The 20,660-nt window shown below is 62.5% G+C and carries 19 protein-coding genes; 8 read left to right on the top strand and 11 right to left on the bottom strand.

Going from position 1 to position 20,660, the window contains the following annotated elements:
- The first annotated feature begins 1 nt into the window (after window position 1).
- Entirely contained in the window at window positions 2-655 is a 654-nt protein-coding gene (gene gmk / locus V1288_RS30000; protein ID WP_334360456.1) for a guanylate kinase, read from the top strand.
- 18 nt (window positions 656-673) lie between these two features.
- Here gmk and V1288_RS29995 read toward each other — a convergent pair whose 3' ends face one another.
- The 3 genes from V1288_RS29995 to V1288_RS29985 form a co-directional block, all read right to left on the bottom strand.
- Window positions 674-1,789, bottom strand: coding sequence for a hypothetical protein (locus V1288_RS29995; protein ID WP_334360455.1), 1,116 nt, complete (start codon window positions 1,787-1,789; stop codon window positions 674-676).
- A 1,034-nt stretch (window positions 1,790-2,823) separates the two neighbouring features.
- Window positions 2,824-3,624, bottom strand: coding sequence for a class I SAM-dependent methyltransferase (locus tag V1288_RS29990; RefSeq protein ID WP_334360454.1), 801 nt, complete (start codon window positions 3,622-3,624; stop codon window positions 2,824-2,826).
- Between the two features lie 34 nt (window positions 3,625-3,658).
- Complete coding sequence (locus V1288_RS29985) at window positions 3,659-4,624, bottom strand: Bug family tripartite tricarboxylate transporter substrate binding protein (RefSeq protein ID WP_334360453.1); 966 nt, start codon at window positions 4,622-4,624, stop codon at window positions 3,659-3,661.
- A 135-nt stretch (window positions 4,625-4,759) separates the two neighbouring features.
- Here V1288_RS29985 and V1288_RS29980 point away from each other — a divergent pair, with 135 nt between their 5' ends.
- Window positions 4,760-5,740, top strand: coding sequence for a LysR family transcriptional regulator (locus V1288_RS29980; protein ID WP_334360452.1), 981 nt, complete (start codon window positions 4,760-4,762; stop codon window positions 5,738-5,740).
- Between the two features lie 116 nt (window positions 5,741-5,856).
- On the opposite strand, the gene V1288_RS29975 is transcribed toward V1288_RS29980, so the two are convergent.
- On the bottom strand, window positions 5,857-6,465 hold the full coding sequence (locus tag V1288_RS29975) for an RBBP9/YdeN family alpha/beta hydrolase (protein WP_442893874.1): 609 nt from the start codon (window positions 6,463-6,465) through the stop codon (window positions 5,857-5,859).
- A 39-nt stretch (window positions 6,466-6,504) separates the two neighbouring features.
- On the opposite strand from V1288_RS29975, the gene V1288_RS29970 reads away from it, so the two are divergent.
- The 3 genes from V1288_RS29970 to V1288_RS29960 all read left to right on the top strand — a co-directional run bounded on the left by V1288_RS29970 (window position 6,505) and on the right by V1288_RS29960 (window position 8,534).
- Window positions 6,505-6,978: an Lrp/AsnC family transcriptional regulator gene (locus V1288_RS29970; RefSeq protein WP_334360450.1), complete on the top strand. Its 474-nt coding sequence runs from the start codon at window positions 6,505-6,507 to the stop codon at window positions 6,976-6,978.
- 210 nt (window positions 6,979-7,188) lie between these two features.
- Complete coding sequence (locus tag V1288_RS29965; RefSeq protein ID WP_334360449.1) at window positions 7,189-7,563, top strand: hypothetical protein; 375 nt, start codon at window positions 7,189-7,191, stop codon at window positions 7,561-7,563.
- Window positions 7,564-7,646: 83 nt separating this feature from the next.
- The gene (locus V1288_RS29960; protein WP_334360448.1) at window positions 7,647-8,534 is read left to right on the top strand and encodes a hypothetical protein; all 888 of its coding nucleotides are present in this window, start codon (window positions 7,647-7,649) and stop codon (window positions 8,532-8,534) included.
- Between the two features lie 123 nt (window positions 8,535-8,657).
- Here the strand turns inward: V1288_RS29960 and V1288_RS29955 are convergent, their stop codons facing one another.
- The 7 genes from V1288_RS29955 to lptF all read right to left on the bottom strand — a co-directional run bounded on the left by V1288_RS29955 (window position 8,658) and on the right by lptF (window position 17,395).
- Window positions 8,658-9,716, bottom strand: a complete 1,059-nt coding sequence (locus V1288_RS29955; RefSeq protein WP_334360447.1) for an alcohol dehydrogenase — start codon at window positions 9,714-9,716, stop codon at window positions 8,658-8,660.
- Between the two features lie 12 nt (window positions 9,717-9,728).
- Window positions 9,729-10,595 (bottom strand): 16S rRNA (adenine(1518)-N(6)/adenine(1519)-N(6))-dimethyltransferase RsmA, encoded by an 867-nt coding sequence (rsmA, locus tag V1288_RS29950; protein ID WP_334360446.1) that lies wholly within the window; start codon window positions 10,593-10,595, stop codon window positions 9,729-9,731.
- Window positions 10,592-11,623 (bottom strand): 4-hydroxythreonine-4-phosphate dehydrogenase PdxA, encoded by a 1,032-nt coding sequence (gene pdxA, locus V1288_RS29945; protein ID WP_334360445.1) that lies wholly within the window; start codon window positions 11,621-11,623, stop codon window positions 10,592-10,594. Before pdxA ends, rsmA begins: the two co-directional genes overlap by 4 nt.
- On the bottom strand, window positions 11,623-12,564 hold the full coding sequence (locus V1288_RS29940) for a SurA N-terminal domain-containing protein (protein ID WP_334361442.1): 942 nt from the start codon (window positions 12,562-12,564) through the stop codon (window positions 11,623-11,625). Before V1288_RS29940 ends, pdxA begins: the two co-directional genes overlap by 1 nt.
- Before the next feature lie 72 nt (window positions 12,565-12,636).
- The gene (locus tag V1288_RS29935; RefSeq protein WP_442893873.1) at window positions 12,637-15,132 is read right to left on the bottom strand and encodes an LPS-assembly protein LptD; all 2,496 of its coding nucleotides are present in this window, start codon (window positions 15,130-15,132) and stop codon (window positions 12,637-12,639) included.
- Window positions 15,132-16,229 carry an LPS export ABC transporter permease LptG gene (gene lptG / locus V1288_RS29930; RefSeq protein WP_334360444.1) on the bottom strand — a complete coding sequence of 366 codons (1,098 nt, stop codon included), beginning with the start codon at window positions 16,227-16,229 and terminating at the stop codon, window positions 15,132-15,134. The genes V1288_RS29935 and lptG overlap by 1 nt, the downstream gene beginning before the upstream one ends.
- Entirely contained in the window at window positions 16,226-17,395 is a 1,170-nt protein-coding gene (lptF, locus tag V1288_RS29925) for an LPS export ABC transporter permease LptF (RefSeq protein ID WP_334360443.1), read from the bottom strand. The genes lptG and lptF overlap by 4 nt, the downstream gene beginning before the upstream one ends.
- A gap of 346 nt (window positions 17,396-17,741) precedes the next feature.
- On the opposite strand from lptF, the gene V1288_RS29920 reads away from it, so the two are divergent.
- The 3 genes from V1288_RS29920 (at window position 17,742) to V1288_RS29910 (ending at window position 20,418) form a co-directional block, all read left to right on the top strand.
- A complete protein-coding gene (locus V1288_RS29920; protein ID WP_334360442.1) occupies window positions 17,742-19,244 on the top strand; it encodes a leucyl aminopeptidase in 1,503 nt (500 codons plus the stop codon).
- Between the two features lie 15 nt (window positions 19,245-19,259).
- A complete protein-coding gene (locus V1288_RS29915) occupies window positions 19,260-19,712 on the top strand; it encodes a DNA polymerase III subunit chi (RefSeq protein ID WP_334360441.1) in 453 nt (150 codons plus the stop codon).
- 211 nt (window positions 19,713-19,923) lie between these two features.
- Window positions 19,924-20,418 carry a hypothetical protein gene (locus V1288_RS29910; protein ID WP_442893994.1) on the top strand — a complete coding sequence of 165 codons (495 nt, stop codon included), beginning with the start codon at window positions 19,924-19,926 and terminating at the stop codon, window positions 20,416-20,418.
- Window positions 20,419-20,660: the final 242 nt, after the last annotated feature.

The raw sequence follows: 20,660 nt of genomic DNA, 5'->3' as shown, positions 1-20,660 counted from the left end.
GATGACGGCTGGAGGTTTCGACGGGGTTGAACGGCGAGGGCTGATGTTCGTGCTGTCGTCGCCCTCGGGCGCGGGCAAGACGACGCTGTCGCGCATGCTGCTTGAGCGCGAGCCAGGCCTGAAGATGTCAGTTTCAGCGACGACGCGCCCGATGCGCCCGGGCGAGGTCGAGGGAAGCGACTATTTTTTCGTCGACAAGCAGAAATTCGAGAAGATGGTGGAGCAGGGCGAACTGCTCGAATGGGCCACCGTATTCGACAATCTCTACGGTACGCCGCGCGCGCCGGTCGAAGCGGCATTGTCGGCGGGACAGGATGTTCTGTTCGATATCGACTGGCAGGGCACTCAGCAACTGCATCAGAAGGCGAGCGTTGATGTGGTCCGGGTGTTCATCCTGCCGCCGTCGGCCGCCGATCTCGAGAAACGGCTGCACACGCGCGCGCAGGATTCCGACGAGGTCATTCGCGGGCGCATGAGCCGCGCCACTCACGAACTCAGCCACTGGGCGGAATACGACTATATCGTCGTCAACCACAATGTCGACGAGGCGTTCGCCGAGGTGCAGTCGATCCTCAAGGCCGAGCGGCTCAAGCGTGAGCGCCGCACCGGCCTGACCGAGTTCGTTCGCAAGCTGCAGCGCCAGTTGGAGAAATAGCTGCGGCGTCGGTTTCGATCAGGTCTGCGCGCTGCGGGCGAGCCGGGCCAGCATTTCCGTAACCTGCTGTTCCCGATCCTGCGCCACGTGTCCCGCCATGTGTCCCTGGGGCGCGAGTCGCCGCTCTTGGGGTGCGCGCGGTCGGTCCTGCGGCGCGCGTGGCCGTTCCTGGGGCGCGCGCGTGCGCGGCCGCTCCTGAGGCATGCGCGTCGTATGGTGAACGGCGCCGGTGCGGCGCAGCCCGGCGTCCTCGTCGTGGAACATCGGCTGCGGCGAACGCCGCCTTGTCTTTGCGGAATCCCACATCGCGCGCCGCTTGCGGCGCATGGCACGCCGTGCGCGCATGCGGCCCATCCTGACGATCGCGCTGACCGTGAGGCCGGCCAGCGCGAGCGCGGCGGCCATCACCAGAAGCAGCTTTTGCAACGACGCGGTCGGCTTTGCCGTCACCGGCTCCGCCGCGGCAGGGGTAACCTGATCTGCTGCGGGCTGTTGCACTTCCTCGGCCTGCGCCGGCTGGTCTGCGGGCGAAGCGGCCGCCGCCGTTTGGAGATTGGTTGGCGTGGTCAAAGACCTTGTGGTGGGAGCGTCGTTCCATCGCACCGACGCCAGCGGCGCCGGCGCGAGCACGTTCGGCATGGTTGCGCGCTGGGCATTCTGAGCGGCCGGGGCGGGGACTGCGCCGACCGTTCGCGGCTCGGCTCTGGCGGGCGGATTCGGCTCGGCGCGGGCTTGCTGGGAAACCCATTCGGCACGCGCATCGGCGATCGACTTGCTTGTGCTCGCTGGCGGCTGCGGCGGTGCCGGTTCTGCTGCCGCCGATGACGGCGCGGGCGACGAAGCTGGCGGTGCGGCGCGGGCGAACTTGTCGTCGGCCCTGTCGCTTTCCTCCCGCAGATACCAGCACTGACGTTTGGTGGTGCGGTCGATGCGATAGTACCAATGGCTGCCCGAGGGGGTCGCGCCCTGCGGCGCCGACAGGCAACTGTCCGCGGCGGCCTGGGTCGCTGATGTGGCGGCTTCCGCGGCTGTTGTCAGCACCTGGGCCCGAAGATCCGTCACGGTGGCCAGGTTGGTGCCTGCCACAATACCGGCGAGCAGAGCCGGGACGAATTTCACGGAACGGTTCGACATTCTGTATCCCCGGCAACGCAACGCAACACGACGCTTGATGCACCCAATCTGGTCAGAGACTTGGGTGGCAATGAGCCGCAATTTCGGAGCGGATGGGGTATAATTGGGGCTGACGCGCCGCCTCATGTGAGGCGGTCTAAACCTGTGGAAAACCGGCGCTTTTTCTTCTGTTTGGCCGCGGTCCAGCGTCCGGTACAGCCGTCGGACCGCACGAACGAGCCGGAGCCGATGCCGCCCGAAAAACGCCCGGAACTGTTTCAGCTCAGACCCTGGATGGATCCGCCGGTCCTCGTGGCACCATTCGGGCTGACTGACCCGCGGGTAGAGCTATGTCCGCACTGCCTGTGCGTATCGTCTCTTTGATAGATGCGGCTGGCGGCTGGATACGACATTGCGATCTCGCGGCGCGCCGCGCCCGAAGTTATGCGATCTACGATGCCCTCTCAAGATAGAGGGCGCAGGGAAAGCCGGGTGCCCACGACACCCGCAGTCGTGCGCAAAAATGCACACGGCGGACCGCAGGTGCGCCGGAACGCCCGGCCTTCCCTGCGCAGTGGTTTTACGGCTTATGGCGCGCTCTTCCCGGAGACGAATTCCTCTTGCCTCCGTCGCCGGCGAATTGGCGGCTCGCATCGCCCGGTTGGGCTTTACGAACCTCCGCCGGCTTGACACCAGCAACGGGTGCCAGAACCACACGCTTTTGCCGTCCGCAGCTTCCTCGCGCCATACGCCTCGACCGGCCCGCATGCTGCCGGAAGAAGTTTCGACCGAGGCGTTTAAGCGCCGTTCGTCTCGCGCGCCGTCCGATCGCTCACGGGAATAACCGCCCTGCAACCACGCGCGCGCCCGACGCTGCCGCGTCCACCGCAACCTGTCCCAACGTTCGTGACGATGGCCAACGCCCCTCTTGGCGGGACAGGATAGCGGGAGTTGTAGATTTGATTTGGGTGGCGCGTTAAGCGAAAAATCTTCACGAAGCGCGAAATAAGTTTCTTGCCATGGGGGGCAAATCAGTGATTGGGGCGGAAGTATAGTTATTCCGGCGCGCGTCCACGGGCAGCATGCGCACGCGCCGAGTACTCGACGGTGCCGTCAGGACGAAGCACCTTCGCCCGAACAGAGTCGATCAATCTCGTTCGGTCGCGCATCTTCAACTCGTCAATCCTTTTGGCTATGGGATTAAAGCTCGGAGTTTGGCTTGCCCAAAACTCATCAAAATCGGCAAACCGCATTGTAACGTCGATTGCGACGGTTACGACCTCTTCCAATCCGGCACGCTCGTACAACGTATTCAGCGCGATCGTACCAGTGTGTTCAGCGCCCGGCGTCGGCACGATTGAAGCGCCGAGTTGGCGCAGTCCGGAGCGCAGCGGCCAGGTCGGGGAAAGTTCGGCTGCGAAATCCCAGACATAGGCGCCGATGGTTCCGCCTCTCCGCACAACGCGCAGCATTTCCGATAGCGCCCGAGCCGGATCCGAAATGAAATTGAGAACCAGAGCCGAGGCAACAATATCGAACGTCCGACTGGCGAAGGGCAGCGCCTGCGCGTCTCCGACCCTGAAATGGGCTCGGTTAGCCATAGGCCCATTCCTTGCGTGATCGATCTGTGCCCGCTCTTGATCTATCGCAAAGACCGATGCGGGCGAGCACGTCTTGACGATCAATTCAGTGAAGCTGCCAGTGCCGCAACCAACGTCGAGCCAGCACGCACCCGGAGGCGGCGCAATCCAGTCGAGGAACACCTTACCTGCGTAACGGCTCCAGCGGCCCATGAAGCGCTCGTAGGCAACTCCATCGTTGAAGCGGTACGCAGCCTCTCTCTCGCACTTGGTCAAATATGTTTCCGATGGGCGGTCATCGTCATTCCGCTCAATCAGCCTTGAGGCCAATGGATTTGACCAATGCAGCGTTGACCGCAATTTCTTTTCTGACATAGGCGTCGAACTCCGATGGCGTCATTGGGATTGGGTCCACTCCCAGCGCGGACAGCTTGGCGGCCACTTGGGAGCTCCGCAGCGCCGCCAGCGTCTCATTGGAAAGCTGATCAACGACATCGCGAGACGTTTTTGCCGGCAGGAAAACGCCAATCCAGATAGGATATTCCGCATCGACAAAGCCTGCCTCCAGCGTGGTTGGCACGTCCGGCAGTGCCGCCGAGCGTTGTCCGGCGTTCACCGCGAGCGCAACCAGCTTGCCGTCCCGAACAAGCGGCAGCACAAGTCCGACCGGTCCGACGAAGAAGTCGACTCGACCTGCCATCACCTCGGACATGGCTTCGGCGCCGCCTCGGAACGGAATGTGCAATGCATCGATGCCCGCGGCGAGACGAAACCGTTCTGCGCCAAGATGCGTTGCGGTGCCGACACCCACTGACGAAAAAGTAAGTGCGCCGGGCCTTGCCCTGGCAGCCGCCACAAGATCGCCTGCCGTCTTGAAGCCCTTTTCCGGCGAAACCACCAGCACGCCCGGCAAACCACCCAGTGGGATCACGGCGGCAAAATCGCGCGCCGGATCATAGCTGAGGTTAGGATAAAGCGCCGGCGCGATCGTGTGAGCGTTGGAGTTGACGAGCAATGTGTAGCCATCGGGATCAGCTTTGGCGACAAAAGCAGCCCCGATCGTTCCTCCCGCGCCACTGCGGTTCTCAACGACTATCCGATGCCCAAGTTGAGAAGAGAGCTGCTCGAACACCAGGCGCGGGATGATATCGGTGGTGCTGCCCGCACCGACTGGAACGATGGCGCGCAGCGTCTTGGCTGGCCAGGTCTCAGCTCCGGCCGCGGATACCAATGCGAAGCTGATTCCGATAGCGAGCATGGGGCTAAATGGCTTCATGTGCTCCTCCCTGACATGAGGACTAATGGCAGCCAGCGATCGCCGGGGCCCGATTAGTGTGCCGAAAGACCTTGCCGGCCGTCCAATATTAGTTTTCGCTAGCTGTGCATGCCGAATGGGCATAGGGGGATGGAGATGGACCTGCGACACGCGCGAACATTCGTAGCCGTCGCGGAGCTCGGCAGCGTGTCGAAGGCCGCGCTGCAGCTGCATATCGCCCAGCCTGCGCTCTCCCGGCAGATCGCCGCGCTCGAGCAAGAACTCGGCCTGAAGTTGTTTGACCGCATAGGCGGCCGACTGGTGCTGACCGGCGAAGCCGAGCAGTTGCTCGATGATTGCCGAGGTCTCTTGAACTTTGCCGGCGCTATTGGCGAGCGCGCTCAATTGCTTCAGCGTGGCGAAAATGGTGTGCTGAAGGTGGCTGCCTCGCCCCAGCATATCGAGAGTGTGCTATCGACATTTCTGCATCTATATGCGCGGCGATATCCTAACGTGCAGGTGAAACTGATCGAAGCTGGAGGCCTCGATATCATGAAAATGTTGGAGCGAGGCGAGGTTCATCTCGGGCAGAATCTCGCCCACATCGTCGATCCCGACGATCGGCGACTATCCAGCCTTTCGCTGCAACACATTGATCTGCTCGCAGCATGTCATCCGTCGGTCGTGCTCAGCGGGACGCGCACGGTTGAGATCGGGAAGCTCGCGCCATATCCGTTGCTGCTGCTGGATTCGAGTTTCGTGGTCCGTAGATCCTTTGACGCCGGGTGCCGCCTCGCCAATTTCAAGCCAAACATATTCCTTGAGAGCCACACGCCGCATACCCTGCTCGCACTCGCCGAGGCTGGACATGGCGTCGCAATCATTCCGTCACAGCTGCGTATCCGCTCCCACCAATTGCGGATCGTAGGACTGACATACCGTGGCAAGCCATTGCGCGAGAAAATGCTGATCTTGTGGGACAAGCGGCGTCCCCTCCCAGGTTACGCGAAAGCCTATTGTGAGATGCTGGCCAAACACGTTCGGGAGATATTCCCCATTACAGAGCCGACCGATCTCCCCGCTCAAGCCAAGCGTGTTCTTGCCGGTCGATGGCGCAATCAGCGCGCGAAGCGCTAACGCGCCGCGCTATGCAATACCAATTGCGAGTTACGGTGCCAGCACATTCAATAGACGCTTGTTAAGTGCACTTTCACCGCAACTACCGTCACCAGGATTCTGGAATGCTTTGGCCGTCAATTCGCGATACCGGCTGCAAAAGCCGTGAGCAATGCCTTTCCCTGCGGCCAATCCTCAAGCCCGCTTGCCTCATTGATGTGGCCAAGCTGTCCCACTTCCAGGAAGCCGCTCCCCCACTGGTTCGCTCTGTCGCGCGCATATTCGATCGTGCCGTATGGATCGTTTGCGCTCGCGATGATGAGTGAGGGAAAGCTGAACTTGCGCGGCGGCGGATTGGCGAAACCGGCGGCTTCGAGGGGGAAGGTCTCGGCTTGCGGATTCGGAACTGCAACGAGAAATGCGCCCGCGATCGGTGCCGTGGAAACCCGCTGCCAGTGGGCAACCAAAAGGCACGCCAGGCTATGCGCGACGAGAAGCGGTGGATTCGGAGTGGCGCGAACTGCGCGATCCAGCGCAGAGATCCAGTCCTCACGTTCAGGACGATTCCAATCGGTTGGCTGGAAGCGTCGGCACCGCGGGTCGGTCTTTTCCCATCGGGTTTGCCAGTGCAATTCACCCGATCCCCCAATCCCCGGCAGAATAACGATGTCGGTCATGTCGGCTCCGTTGTTTTTGTAGCCGGGCGAAATTGACGTCTTCCGTTGCGATCTGGAATGGGCAATCATCGGAAAAGATGCCCTCTCACCGATGGATTCAAGGTCGCGATGTCACTTCGAGAAAGCTCCGTCCCAGCGCTGGATCCGACCGACATCGCGATCATCGAAGCGATGCAGGAGGATGGGCGCATCGCGATATCCGCGCTTGGCCGCAAGGTCGGGCTCTCGCAGCCAGCGACGTCGGAGAGGGTCAGGCGGTTGGAGGAGCGCGGAATCATTACCGGCTATACCGCGAAGATCAATCCGGCCGCGCTCGGCTTGAGGATGATGGCCGTCATCCGCCTGCGTACAACCCATGAACATATTCAGGCCTGCCTGAAGCAGTTTTCCGAAATGCCGCACGTCATGGAGGTGCTGCGATTGACCGGAGAGGATTGTTTCATTCTCAAGGTTTTCGTGCCGTCCCCGCAAGAACTGGAAACGATCGTGGATGCAGTCGCTCGACATGGTGCAGTCACGACGTCGCTGGTTTTGCGCAACGAGCAGCCAAAACCGATCGGGCGCGCGTTGATGCAGCGGTAACGCCTTTTTCGTTCCGACCGGCTCGGAACGGATGCCCATCTGGTACCGTAGCTGTAATTCCCTGAAGACACCGGCGCGCGCCTTTCGTTCCATTTCACGCAGAGGTGTTGGAACTGCAGGGAACAGGGGGAACAAGCCGCTTTCGTCAGCGCTTGTTCCCCTGTCCGCTTGCTCGGGCTCATTCCTCATACAAGCGATGGAGTAATCCTTATGAGACGATTGTCGCTGGCCTTGGGCCTCTTGGCTGCGTGCGCCGCCACTGGCGCCTCGGCCGAAACGGTCAACCTGACCGGCACTTACCGGTGCATCCAAATGTGCCGGGACGGCATGCTCGGCGCGCCCACCTTCGTCACGCAGAACGGGGACGCGGTGAACCTTACGACGGAAACGGGTGAGTCCTACCGGGCCTGGCCCGACTGGACCGCGCCCTTTAGCCGAATCTGGATCGATGCGCGCGACGAGGGCGCTGTCTATTCGCCCGATGGCATGCGCATTCAGTTCGATGATGGCCGCGTCTGGCAGCGCGACATCGGCCCGCCGCCGCGCGTGGCGTTCCGCCGCGCGCCCGTGGTCTACGGCAGGTAGCTTCAAACGTGGGCACGGCCACTTCGCGCCGTGCCCACCTCTCAGGCCATTTCGACGTAAGCAGTTCGACGGGATACTAACACTTGCCGTCTTCGATAATCTCGCATCTCCCGCTCGGCGGCGCAGAACTCAGCCTCCGAAAGAAATTTCGCCTGTTCTTTACGGTCGGGGTCATCGTCCTGCTGCTCGGCGGCGTCAAGGCAATCGTTCACTATGTCGAACTCGAATTTCTCGATCTCAACGGCCTGGTGACAAGTGGCATCGGTGGCGCCATCTTCATCATCGGCTTCCTGCTGTCGAGCATTCTCAAGGACTACAAGGAGGCCGAGCAAATTCCGACGGCACTGCGCACCGCGATCGAGGCGATCGACGGGGATCTGGAATGCTTCGGGCGGACCAATGAGCGTTTCAACCTTGGGGAAGCGCGGCTGATCCTGCTGGGTGTCATTGGAAAGCTGCGCGAAGGTCTCGGCCATGCCTACGACCACAAGAACATTTCCCCTGTGCTTGACGAACTGGCCAAGTTGACGCCGATCCTCGGCGCCCTGGAGGGCATGGGCATGGCTGCGAATTTCGTCGTGCGCCTCCGCACCAACCAGGACGGGATTCGAAGGGCACTGCTTCGCATCTACACCATACAGCGCGTCGAGTTCGTACCGTCGGTGCATGTCCTGGTGCAGACGCTGGTGGTTTCGATCATCCTGCTGTTGCTTCTACTGAAGACGGAGGGCGACCCGGCGGCGGCCCTGCTGTTCGGATTCATTACCTACATGTTCGTCTACGTCCTGTATCTGATCCGGCTCCTCGAACAGCCCTTCGCCAAGGGACGCGGCTCCGTCGACGACGTCAGCTTCTTCCTGCTTGACGAGCTCGAGGGGCAATTGCGCCGCGCGCTGGACCCCACCGGCGGACGGCCACAACCTCAGGGCGATGGACGGAGTATGAGCAATGCACTTACTTTTCAGTCATGAGTACACGCCCTGGCGGATACCCGTCGCGACAAATGCGGAACGCGTGGGCGCGCAGATCATGCTCAAGCCAACGGAACCGCGCGGGACGAATGCATCGTCATCGCAATGAGGCGCGCGAACGCCTCAGTTCTTCAGAACAATGCGTCCGACGACTTTCCCGGCCCGCAGCTCGTCGATCCATTTCTGCACATCCGCCATCGGCTCTTCCTTCATCGGCGTCGGCTTGATCTTGCCGGCGCGAGCAAGCGCCATCAGTTCCTTGGCTTCGGCGAGGGTGCCGACCATGAAGCCCTCGATGGTCATGCGCTTGTAGACCCATTGCACCATCGGCAGGCTGAAATTGCCGCCCATCAGGCCGGAGACCACGACCTTGCCACCGCGCGCCACCGTCGCAACAGCGAACGCCATCGATTTCTCGTTGCCGGCAAAATCAACGACGCCGTCGAAGCCGCCCTCGGTCTCTTTCAGGATGCGCCTTATGACCTCGGGCTCGGCCGGATCGTAGGCAACCGCGGCGCCGTTCTTCAGTGCGGTTTCGCGTGCGGCGGGGCTGAGATCGGCGACCGTGATGTTCTGCTTGAACATCGCCTGCGCGAATGAAAGCCCCATCATGCCGACGCCGCCGAGTCCGATCAGCAGCAGATTGCGCTGCCGCGGACGGTCGACCAGCCGCTTCAACGCACCATAGGCGGTAACGCCCGAGCACATCAGCGTTGCCGCCTGGTTGACCGGCAGCGGATCGTAATCGAGCAGGTATTTTACGTCAGGCACCAGCACGTGGGTGGCAAAGCCGCCGTCGATCGAGACGCCGAGGAAGCGCTGCTTGACGCAGAGGTTCTCGTCGCCGTCGGCGCAGTCGCGGCACTGGCCGCAGCCGATCCAGGGGAATACCGCCTGCTTCTTTCCGATCAGATCCTTCGGGGCGTCGGGGCCTACTTCATCGACGACGCCGGCGATCTCGTGCCCGAGCGTGAACGGCAGCGTCATGCCGCGTGTGGTGTCGAGCCGCTTGCCGCCGCCCAGATCAGCATAGCCGTCCTGAATGTGCAGGTCGGAATGGCAGAGACCGCAGCGTTCGATGCGAACGAGAACTTCGCGGCCCTGCGGCTTCGGCGTGTCGACGATGGTTTCGCACAATGGCGCATCGAACTTGACGAGGGATTGGCGAACCATTCGCGCCATGGCGTTCACTCCTTAAACGACGTTTGGTTTTGTGTTTCGTATATCGGTCAATTCGCGAGCCATGGCAACAAAGCCCGAGATTGGAATGGTTTCGGCGCGCCTTGTGGCGTCGATATGCGCGGCTCCGGCCAGCCGCGCCGGGTCGACCGACAGCGATTTGAGGCTCTGGCGCAGCATTTTGCGGCGCTGGCCGAAGGCGGCGGCCGCCACCTGTTCGAGGGCGCGTCGGTCGCACGTTTCAGGTGCGCTGCGCGGCACCAGCCGCACCACCGAGGAGGTCACTTTTGGTTGCGGCACGAAGGCGGCCGGAGAAATGTCGAACAGGATTTTCGTTTCAGTGCGCCAGTTGGCGAGCACCGCGAGCCGGCCATAGGCCTCGTCATTCTCTTTGGCGACGATCCGCTCGGCGACCTCGCGCTGAAACATCAGCACCATCATGTCATACCAGGGCGGCCACGGCTCGATCGAGAGCCAGTCCACCAGCAGCGCAGTCGCGATGTTGTAGGGCAGGTTGGCGACGATCCTGGCCGGCTCGCCGCCCAGCATCGGGCGTGGATCGAAGCGCTGCGCGTCGGCGTGCACGATCTCGAGCCGGCCGGGATAGCGCCTGGCGATATAGTCGAGCGGCGCCAGCGCGCGCTCGTCGCGTTCAACCGCGATGACGCGCTTGGCGCCGAGCGCCAGCAGCGCGCGCGTCAGCCCGCCGGGGCCGGGGCCGACCTCGATGATGGTGGCGCCTTCGAGCGGGCCTGCGGCGCGCGCGATCCGCGCCGTGAGGTTGAGGTCGAGCAGGAAATTCTGGCCGAGCGATTTGCGTGCCGACAGGGAATGTTCGCGAATGACGTCGCGCAGGGGCGGCAGATCGTCGATCGCGCTCATGAAGGCTTGATGGCCGCCATGCGCGCGGCGAGCCGCAAGGCTGCGGCGAGACTGGACGGGTTGGCCTTGCCGGTGCCGGCAATGTCGAAGGCCGTGCCGTGGTCCGGCGAGGTGCGGATGAACGGCAATCCCAGCGTCACGTTTACGGCGTCCTCGAACGCAATCGTCTTGATAGGGATCAGTGCCTGGTCGTGATACATGCAGATCGCGCAGTCGTAGGTGTTCCGCGCCGCGGCGTGAAACATGGTATCCGCCGGCAGCGGGCCCCTGGCGTCGATGCCCTCGATGCGCAGCGCCTCGATGGCGGGTGCGACGATATCGATGTCTTCGCGGCCGAGCGAGCCGTCTTCGCCGGCATGCGGATTGAGGCCCGACACGGCAAGCCGCGGCCGGGCCAGCCCGAAATGGGCCTTCAGGTCCGCGACCGCGATCCGGGCCGTCGTCACGATCAACTCGGTCGAGAGCTGGACCAGCGCCTCGCGCAACGAAAGATGGATGGTGACGGGAACGACGGCGAGCGCCGGCGACCACAACATCATCACCGGCTGCGGGACTTGTCCGCCATCGGCGGCAAGCTCGGCGAGAAACTCGGTGTGGCCGGGATGGAGGAATCCGGCGCGGTACAGCACGCTTTTGGCGATCGGGTTGGTGACGACGGCGCCGGCCCGCCCACGCCTGACATGGTCGACCGCGTGGCGTATCGAGGCGAGCGCGGCGTTGGCGCTGGTGTCGTCAGGTTGTCCGGGCCGTGCGGTGGCGAGTTCGCCCGTTGCCACCACGGGCAAGGCTTTTGCAAATGCCGCGCTCGCTTCCTCAGGGACCGCATCGGCGAGATCGACCTGCAAGCCCAGGATTTTGGCGCGGTCGGCGAAGAAGGCGCGATCGCCGAGCAGATAGAACGGCGGCAGGTCCAGCTCGGTGCGGCGCAGCCAGGCGGCGAGGGCGATGTCGGGGCCAATGCCCGCGGGTTCGCCCGATGTCAGCGCGAGAGCTTTCTTCAGAGCCTCTGACTCCAGAATCTCGGCCATCACCGATATTCGATCATCGCGGCTTTGCGGATGTCGGCCAGGTAAGCTTTCGACTTTGTCTCGTATTTCTGGGCGTACATCTTTTCCCGGATTTCCCGCTTCTTCGGCGTGTCGACCTTGGTCGGCTTCCGGTCGCACAACGCCACCATCTCCACGCCCTGCTTGGTGATCTCGGGCGGGGTCAGGTGACCGATCGGCGTCTTGTCCAGCAGTTCACGAAGCGGGCCGGGGATGTCGGCCGAGGTCTTGGTGACGGTTTCACGAATCGCGGCGTTCTGCATCGACTTGAAGTAGCTGTTGGCCTGCTCGCAGGTCTGGACTCGCTCGCGCAAGGATTCCGCCTCCTTGCGCCGCAGGTCGATTGCGCTTTGGGCCGAGCCGCGCGGCACGATCAGCACGATAGGCTGCAGCCTGTACTCGAATGCCTCGGTCTGGGTCGCTTCGCCGCTTTGCTGGGCGGCGGCGTCAACGTCTTTCTCGCCGACCTGGAGGCTCTCCTTGAAGCGGCCGCGCACCAGGCTGCCCCAAACCATGTCGGCCCTGAGGCGGGCCTTCAGCGTTTCCGGCCGGACACCCTGGCTCTCCAGGGATTTGGTGAGCTGTTCGGGCGACAGCCGCATCCGCTGGCTCATTCCCGCATAGGCCTGATCGATATCGCTCGCAGTGGGATCGACACCGAACCTCTTGGCTTCCTTGATCTTCACCTTTTCGTTGATCAGTTCGTCGATCACTTCCTGCCGGGGCGTCGATTTGCGCGTGGTCAGAAAGATCAGCTTGGTGCGCTGCTCGATATCGAGACTGGTGATGGGCTCGCCATTGACCATGACGACCACGGACTGTGCCCGCAGCGGTGAGGCGCTACCGGCCAGCATCGCAAGCGCGACGGCGCAGCCGGCGGCAAGGGACCAAAGCCGGCGAGAAAGGAACGTAATGGTCGTCATGGTCATGTCAGCCGTATCAACCAACTGGTACCGCGTTGCGCTGGGTACTCTCCGGCAAGGTCAGGCCTCACGCTACTGAACGCCGGTGCCGCCGGCCGACGAGGACGAATTCGCGATGGTCCGCAGGCCGATCTGGAGCATGAACGCGTGGCTGAGCACCGGCGGCGTCGTCCCGGCGGAGTAGCTGTAGGACGTGACGTAATTGGCCGCCAGCACGAAGCAGTCATCCACATAGCCGGCGCCGACGACATATTGGTTCAGCTTGTTGGCTTCAAGATCCCACCGTGCCGAGCCCGACACGACCCAGTTCGATGCTACCTTGATCGATGCGCTGCCGAGCAGGCCCTCGCGCCGGGTCAGATAGCCGAGTTCCGGCTGCGCGGCATAATTGCCGTAAATCATGCTCACCGACCAGCGGTCGAACGCGGCGCGTCCTTCGGCCTCGAAGCGGTTGAGATTCTGCGTCGCTTCGTCCATGCGCGTGCGCACGCTGAACGTATAGGTCCGGTTCGGCGAGTAATTGATGCGGGCGACGTAGTCGGATCGGGAGTTCTGCAGGCCGGAATTGACCGCGGTATTGGTCGCGTCCGCCACCGCGAACGAGTTCAGGCCGAACAACTGGTAGGATTGTCCGAACAGCACGTTGACGCTGCCGCCGTGGTCGAACTGCGTGGTCGCCTGGACGCCGACATTGGCGCGGCCGCCGCCTTCGACACGGTCGTAGCCGGAGAACTTGTCGACCGCGAACAGGTTGCTGGCATCGAACACCATGCTCTGGGCGTCTTCGTTGGGCAGCCTGCCGGCATAGGTCTCGTTGGGACGAGCGATGATCTGCGCAATCGGCTCGATCGTGGTCGTGCCCCAAGGCTGAACGTTGATGAAGGGGTAGCGATATTCGAGGCCGACCGTCGGCATCAGGCGGACCGCCTGGGTGTCGCCGACGGGCAGGAAGTTCGAAACGCCGGGCTGGTTCGAGATCGAGGCGTCGATGGCGTCGGCGCGCATGATCGCAAACGGGGTCCAGATCTGACCGAGAGGGTCAGTGAACGAGCGCCGCCACTGCGCTTCGGCCGTCAGCCGCGTATAGGTGCCAGGCATGCCGCGCAGCAGACACTGCGAGGGGATCCGGGCCATCGGATCGGCCGATGCGGTCAGGCACAGGCCGTTGGTATTCGCCAGCGTCGTGATCGGGTCGAAGGCCGCGGTCGTGCGCGACAGGCTGGTGAAATTCGTCTTGTAGCTGAACTCGCCGCCGAGGATCGGGCTGTTGATGACGTTGGAATAGTCGATGACCGGATGAATCACCGGCACCTTGTCCTGGCTGCCGGAGAAGGACAGGTAATAGATCGTGCGCGCGTCAAAGAAGCTGCGGCTGCCGACGCCGGTCAGATAAAGCTGCGAGATGGCTTCCGTCGGAAGGCTCAGGAACGAGCCCAGCGGATCCTTGTACTGGGCCAGCCGGTAGTCCGAGAAGAAGTAGTAGTCCGACAGCAGGACGCCGTCCCAGCCCCAGACCCATTTGTCGTTGATCGCGAACTGGCCCTTGGTGTCGACACCGCCGCGGAACTGACGGTCGCCCGGCTGGCCCTTGAATGCGTCCTGATCGAGCTGGTCGATGCCATAGGCGCGGATCTGATACGAGCCGTTGATCAGCCGCTGGCGGAATTCGCCCTGGAACAGCACGCCCTGCCGGGTAGTGAATCGCGGATTGAAGGTCGCGTCATAGTCCGGCGCAATCGCCCAATAGAACGGCGTCTCGACACCGTAGCCATAGGTCGAGACCGAGCTGTAGCCGGGCATCAGGAAGCCGGTCTTGCGCTTGACGGTCGGATCGGGCGTCGAGAAATACGGCAGATACGCCATCGGCACGCCGAAGAACTCGAGCTGCGCGTTTTCGAAGTACAGCATCTTGTCGGTCTGGTCGTGGATGATGCGCGCACCCTTGACCTGCCACAGCGGCGGCTTCTTCGGATTGTCCTTGCAGGGCGCGCAGGCGGTATACACGCCGTTTTCGAACACGGTGTAATTGCCGGCGGACCGGTCGGCGCGCGTCGCCGCCATCCGCGTGGCATCCGCGGTATCGACCCGCAGCGAATCGACGAAACCGTCACGGTAGTCGTCGCTCAGGTCCATGATGTTGGCGTAGGTGACTTTGCCTTCCGCGTCGGTCAGGCGGATGTTGCCTTCCGCATGCAGCCGCTTGGTCTTCTGGTCATAGATGACCTTGTCGGCCTCCACGCTGGTGCCGTTGTAGAACATCTGCACGTTGCCGACCGCCGACACGCGCTGGTTGTTGTAGTCGTAGTCCACCTCGACCGCTTGCACGAGCATCTTGCCGTCGTTGTTGGCAGGCCGTGGCGGCGGCTTTGGCGGCCGCGGATTATAGGTGAAGGTCTGCGCCGAGGCCGGCACAGTCAGGGCAAGCTCGATCGAGCCGGCGAAAACCAGCCCGGCAAGCAGGGCAAACATGGGGGCGCAAACGGCGGCCATGCGGGCTCGGTAGCGGCGCACAATGGTGCGCCGCCTGAACGCAGGCGACCTCAACTTGCGGGCGGCGACAACGGCCACTACCCGTCCTCCTGGTACAACAAGGCCAAAAAACCGGTGAGGCCGCCCACGCAGACGGGCAACCACGCCGCAGCGATGGGATGCATCAACTCAGCCTTGCTCAAATCCTCAGTAACTTTCGATAGAACGTAGAGCAGAAAGCCTGCGCCCACGCCACTCAAAACCATCTTCTGCACGCCGCCCATCCGGAAGAAGCGAAGGCTGACGGAAGCCGCCAACATCACCATTGCAGCCAGCAAAAACGGCTGTGCGATAAGCTTATGGTACTGCAGGCGGTAGCCTGCGGTCGCGAAGCCCGAGCTTTCGGAAGAGCGGATATAGCCGGGAAGTTGCCAAAAAGACACGGTTTCCGGGGTGGAGAAACTGTTGCGGACCTGGGCCGGGGTGAGGGTGGTTGAGAGGTAATAATTGTCTTGATCAACCGGAGGTTTATCCAGGGAGTATCTTCGTACCGATTTGAAGGCCCACCGGCCCTCCTCGAGGAATGCTTCGCGGGCTTCGATTCGCTCCTTGAACTGCAGATCAGTATCGAACCGGAACACGGTCAGTCCCGTCAGCCGGACACCCTGCTGCTCGCTGCGCGCCGCATTGATGATCGACTGGCCGTCGCTGTTGATCTGGTTGAGCCAGAAGCCGGAGGCATCCTGGATGCCGCCGCCGGGCGCCGAGCCGAACAGTTCGGCCTCCATCCGCTTGGAGAGTTCGCGCAGGTTCGCCGACATTGGGTTGTAGGCAACCGTTGCCACGGTGCCGAGGAGGATCGAACTGGCCAGCGCCGGTGCGACGAACTGCCAGGCAGATACGCCGGCCGCACGTGCGACCACCAGCTCAAGCCGCCGCGACAGCGCCAGATAGCAGGTCATGGCGCCGATCAGGACGCAGAACGGCATTAGCTTTTCGAGCAGTTGCGGCACCCGGTAAAGCGACGTCTGAGCCACCGTGATCGCGGATGCCGACACCAGCCCGGAGGTCTTGCGGACCATTTCTATGTAGTCGACCAGCACGAGCAACACGAAAATGCTCGCAAACACGCCCACCGCCGCGACCAGGAAGCGGCCTGCAAAGTATCGCCCGAGCGTGTTGGTCATCATGCTCATGCTGTGGCGGGCCGTCCAAAGAGCCGCGCCAGCCGTGCGTTCGACCTGTTGATGGCCTCCATCAGCGCTGCCGGCGGCTCCACCACGATGCCGCCGATGATCATCCACAGCCCGACGCCGATCGCGCCGAACAGCATCAAATACTGGACGACAGCCATGCCCGGCGTCTTCACCGTCATCACCGAACAAGCGAAGCCCGCCATACGCAGGCCGAACACCGCCAGGATGGATCCGCCGACCGAAAAATTGCGGCTCTGGCGCGTGGTGCGCGGCGTGCCGAGGAAGGCAAAGGTCAGGACGGCGAACGCAAAGGGATATACCGGCGCCAGGAAGCGGTCATGCAGTTCGGCGAGAAACTGTCCGGAGAGTTGCTTGAAAACCGGATCGTCGTCGGAGGGCGAAACCAGGTCCCAGAGATAGCGTTCGCGAATTCCCAGTGCGACGTCGCGGCCGCGATTGGAGAACTTCGACATGTCGAAAGCATAGCGGGCGAAAGCGACCAGCGCCGGATCGCGTTTTCCCGCCTCGAAACGCTCGAGATTGCCGTTCTCCAGCACCAGGTAAGAGCCGTTCTCGTTCTTCAGCACCGTGCCATGGTCGGCAATAATGGTGACGCGCTCCTTGGGATCGCGGCGGTCGTCGACGAAGATGCCGGCGAGTACGCCGCCCGGCTGCCGTTCCCGGATGCGAATCGTCAGGTTCTGGTCGAGCTGGGCGAAACGGCCGGGCTGCAGGATGTTGGTCAGCACATCGGCGGTGATCTCGGCGTCCCATTGCTTGATCCGGCGCAGGCCGTCGGGAGCGAGATAGGCAGCGATGAAGGTGACCAGGGCCGCCACCACACAGGTGGCGAAGAAGAACGGGCGGAATAGCCGGAACGGGGAAAAGCCGGCGGCATTCATCACGATGATTTCGGAATCGGTGGCGAGCTTGTTCAGCGTGTGGGAGATCGCGATCATCAGCGCAATCGGCGCGATGACCAGGACAAGCGCCGGAATCACCAGACTGGTGATTCCGAGAAAGGTGATGATGGTCTGGCCCTGGCTCGTCATCAGGTCGATGCCGCGCAACGCCTGCGTAATCCAGATCACGCCGGTGAGGCTGACCAGGACCAGCGCAAACGACGCGAGCGTCGTGCGGAAAATGTACCTGTCGATCGACCCCATCGTTACCGCACGATCCCACCTTGCATGCCCAAAGAGCGGCTTCCGACCAACCCCTGTTCGAGGGTTCCCCTTGGTCGGGCCGCCAACCGCCAGCCGTCTAGATTTTCACTACCATCCCTTTGATCCGTCAACAAAATGGCCGGGCCGTGGCGCGCTTCCGGTATGACTAATAATTCACTTCATGTGGCCTTCCGGTCACTGCGGCCCTTGGCAGTGCTGCGGCTAACGGGTCATAGTGCGGAAAGCATCAGGTCCGGAGCCATTTGGGCCATACCGAAGAGAATATTCCATAGTAGGGGCCGATTCCGGACCCGCAAGACAGCCCTGAATTCTGGAGGATTTACCCATGTCCGACGCCGTCAAGGTCGGCTTTGTCGCTTTTTCCACAGCGCCCCGCGGCGTTCTCGTGGTGTTTTGCGATGACGCGTTGAAATTCGGCGAGGCCACTCGGAAGGCGCTGGGAAAGGCGGCCGATACCGTCAAGCGGGCGGCGGCGGCCAACCAGTTCAAGGGAAAGAGCGGATCGACGCTCGATATTCCGGCGCCGGACGGAATCAAGGCGGAGCGCCTGATCGTGGTCGGTGTCGGCAAGACGGCCGATATCAAGGAGAAGGATTTTCTCAAATTCGGCGGGGTGACGGCGGGCAAGCTCAACGCCGCCAGTAAATCGGTCACCGTGATCGCCGAACTGCCCGAGGCGGCAATGCAGGGCGATGCCGCTGCCGCGATCGCGTCGGGCATCCGGCTGCGCGCGTATAAATTCGACCGCTACAAGACCAAGAAGAAAGACGGCGAGAACGGCGCGCTTGGCGCCGACGTTTCAATTGCCGTCGAGGATGTCGCTGCTGCGCGAAAGGCCTTCGCGCCGGCATCCCATGTCGTGGACGGCGTGGTCATCGCGCGCGAACTCGTCAACGAACCGCCCAACGTGCTGTACCCGATCGAATTCGCGCGCCGCGCCAGCCAACTAAAGAAGTTCGGTGTCGATGTCGAGGTGCTCGACGTCAAGGCGATGAAGAAGCTCGGGATGGGCGCCTTGCTCGGTGTCGCACAGGGCTCGACGCAGCCCGGCCGCACCGTGATCATGCGCTGGAACGGCGGTAAGAAGGGCGATCAACCCGTTGCTTTCGTTGGCAAAGGCGTTTGCTTCGATACCGGCGGTATCTCCATCAAGGGAGCTGCCAGCATGGAAGACATGAAGGGCGACATGGGCGGTGCGGCCTGCGTCGTCGGGTTGATGCATGCGCTGGCTGCGCGCAAGGCGAAGGTCAACGCGGTCGGCGCCATCGGCCTGGTCGAGAACATGCCTGACGGCAATGCCCAGCGCCCGGGCGATATCGTCACCTCGATGTCGGGGCAGACCATCGAGATCATCAACACCGACGCCGAAGGCCGGCTCGTGCTCGCCGACGTGCTCTGGTACGTCGCCAAGAAATTCAAGCCTAAATTCATGGTCGATCTTGCGACGCTCACCGGCGCGATCATGGTCGCGCTCGGCACCGAATATTCCGGCATGTTCTCCAACAACGACGAACTGGCAGAGCGGCTGAGCAAGATCGGGAACGAAACCGGTGAGCGCGTCTGGCGCATGCCGCTTGGTCCCGAATACGACAAGCAGATCGATTCGCAGTTTGCCGACATGAAGAACACTGGCGGGCGCCATGGCGGTTCGATCACCGCCGCGCAGTTCCTGCACCGTTTCGTCGACAACACGCCGTGGGCGCACCTCGACGTTGCGGGAACTGCAATGGGCGCGCCGAAAACCGACATTAACCAAAGTTGGGGTTCAGGTTATGGCGTTCGCCTGCTGGACCGGCTGGTCGCGGAATACTACGAAGCCACAAAGTAAACTGGTCGCAGCCGGATGACGGAAGTCCTGTTCTATCATTTGCAGAGCATGTCGCTCGAAAGCGTACTGCCGCCGCTTCTGGAAAAATCGCTCGAGCGCGGCTGGCGCGTGGTCGTGCAATCGACCTCGCCGGAGCGCGCCGAGGCGCTCGATGCGCATTTGTGGACTTACAGCGACGATTCGTTCCTGCCGCACGCGACATGGCGTGTCGGCGATGCGCAGGACCAGCCCATCATTCTCTCGATCGAGGAGGGCAACCCGAACCGGGCCAATGTCAGGTTCCTGATCGACAACGCGGCGTTGCCCGTCGATTGCGACAGCTACGAACGGGTGGTGCTGGTCTTCAACGGCGACGATACCGACGCGCTGACCGCGGCGCGCGGCGCCTGGGCCGATTGCAAGGCGCGGGGGTTCGAGGTGACTTATTGGCAGGCCGATGAGCGCGGCCGGTGGCAGCGGCGGCAATAGCGATGCTGGGAAGTTAGCGATCCCTGGAAATTAGCGATGCTTGGGAATCCTTGGGAATCAATGATAATCTGCGGATTCTGCGCCGGACCTTGCGAGCAGTCATGGTCGTGCCGCAAAGTGATGGTCGGACAAATGGTTACAGTAAGGGCGGGAGCCGGGGTCTAGCGTGCGACGCGGAACAATCGATCGAAAGCCACTGCTGACATTGTTGCTGCTCGGGCCCACGCTTGCAGGCTGTTCCGGCGCGACGGATATTATGTCGAAGGATGCGGACTGGTTTTCGCGTACCGGACGCGTGTTCATCCGAAACGTGTCGATCGAAACACCTCCGCTCAGTCCGGACAAGCCGGTTACGCCGGATGAACTGGTCAGTGCCGACGGCGGTTGTCCCGGAATGGCGGCGCCGGGTGCCGACGCCAACGCGTTGACAAACGGTGCTGCAGGCAGCCCGCCTCCCTCCACGACGGGAAGGGTGGCGCTGGGGCACACCGAGTGCGACGTTGTGCGTGGCATTGGTGCACCCGACAATGTCAATTTTTCCAACAATCCCCGCGGCGACCGCGTGGCGGTCGTCAGCTATTCGCGCGGCCAGCGTGCCGGCATCTACACCTTCACGGCGGGACGCCTGACGTCGATCGAGCGCGCGCCGGAGCCGGTCGCGCCGGCCAAGGGCGCAAAGCCGAAGAAGAAGCCGGCCGCGACGTGACCCAGTGCTTGCGCCCCTCCCGTTGGCTATAGCGTTTTCGAACGAACCGGATGCCGGCTCGCGCTAAGAAAATGCGTCCAAGCCCGCTAGACTGATGCTCTGAATTTACTTCCGCTTTCGACGGCATAGTGGACATGGCCGGACTTGCCTCCGGTTCGCCGACGGTTGCGAATGACCCGTTCGGACGTGGGCATAGCCGGACATCGGTCCACAATTGTGCTATTGAATCTTCAGTTGTCCCC

The organism is Bradyrhizobium sp. AZCC 2176 (assembly GCF_036924645.1).
Taxonomy (GTDB): domain Bacteria; phylum Pseudomonadota; class Alphaproteobacteria; order Rhizobiales; family Xanthobacteraceae; genus Bradyrhizobium.
Note: the sequence above shows the minus strand (reverse complement) of the source record. Positions and strands in the feature narration are given on the sequence as shown.

Coding starts and splice junctions, on each gene's coding strand:
- gmk (WP_334360456.1), top strand. CDS start 2: ATGACGGCTGGAGGTTTCGACGGGGTTGAACGGCGAGGGCTGATGTTC.
- V1288_RS29995 (WP_334360455.1), bottom strand. CDS start 1,789: ATGTCGAACCGTTCCGTGAAATTCGTCCCGGCTCTGCTCGCCGGTATT.
- V1288_RS29985 (WP_334360453.1), bottom strand. CDS start 4,624: ATGAAGCCATTTAGCCCCATGCTCGCTATCGGAATCAGCTTCGCATTG.
- V1288_RS29980 (WP_334360452.1), top strand. CDS start 4,760: ATGGACCTGCGACACGCGCGAACATTCGTAGCCGTCGCGGAGCTCGGC.
- V1288_RS29975 (WP_442893874.1), bottom strand. CDS start 6,465: ATGATTGCCCATTCCAGATCGCAACGGAAGACGTCAATTTCGCCCGGC.
- V1288_RS29970 (WP_334360450.1), top strand. CDS start 6,505: ATGTCACTTCGAGAAAGCTCCGTCCCAGCGCTGGATCCGACCGACATC.
- V1288_RS29965 (WP_334360449.1), top strand. CDS start 7,189: ATGAGACGATTGTCGCTGGCCTTGGGCCTCTTGGCTGCGTGCGCCGCC.
- V1288_RS29955 (WP_334360447.1), bottom strand. CDS start 9,716: ATGGCGCGAATGGTTCGCCAATCCCTCGTCAAGTTCGATGCGCCATTG.
- rsmA (WP_334360446.1), bottom strand. CDS start 10,595: ATGAGCGCGATCGACGATCTGCCGCCCCTGCGCGACGTCATTCGCGAA.
- pdxA (WP_334360445.1), bottom strand. CDS start 11,623: ATGGCCGAGATTCTGGAGTCAGAGGCTCTGAAGAAAGCTCTCGCGCTG.
- V1288_RS29940 (WP_334361442.1), bottom strand. CDS start 12,564: ATGACGACCATTACGTTCCTTTCTCGCCGGCTTTGGTCCCTTGCCGCC.
- lptG (WP_334360444.1), bottom strand. CDS start 16,229: ATGAGCATGATGACCAACACGCTCGGGCGATACTTTGCAGGCCGCTTC.
- lptF (WP_334360443.1), bottom strand. CDS start 17,395: ATGGGGTCGATCGACAGGTACATTTTCCGCACGACGCTCGCGTCGTTT.
- V1288_RS29920 (WP_334360442.1), top strand. CDS start 17,742: ATGTCCGACGCCGTCAAGGTCGGCTTTGTCGCTTTTTCCACAGCGCCC.
- V1288_RS29915 (WP_334360441.1), top strand. CDS start 19,260: ATGACGGAAGTCCTGTTCTATCATTTGCAGAGCATGTCGCTCGAAAGC.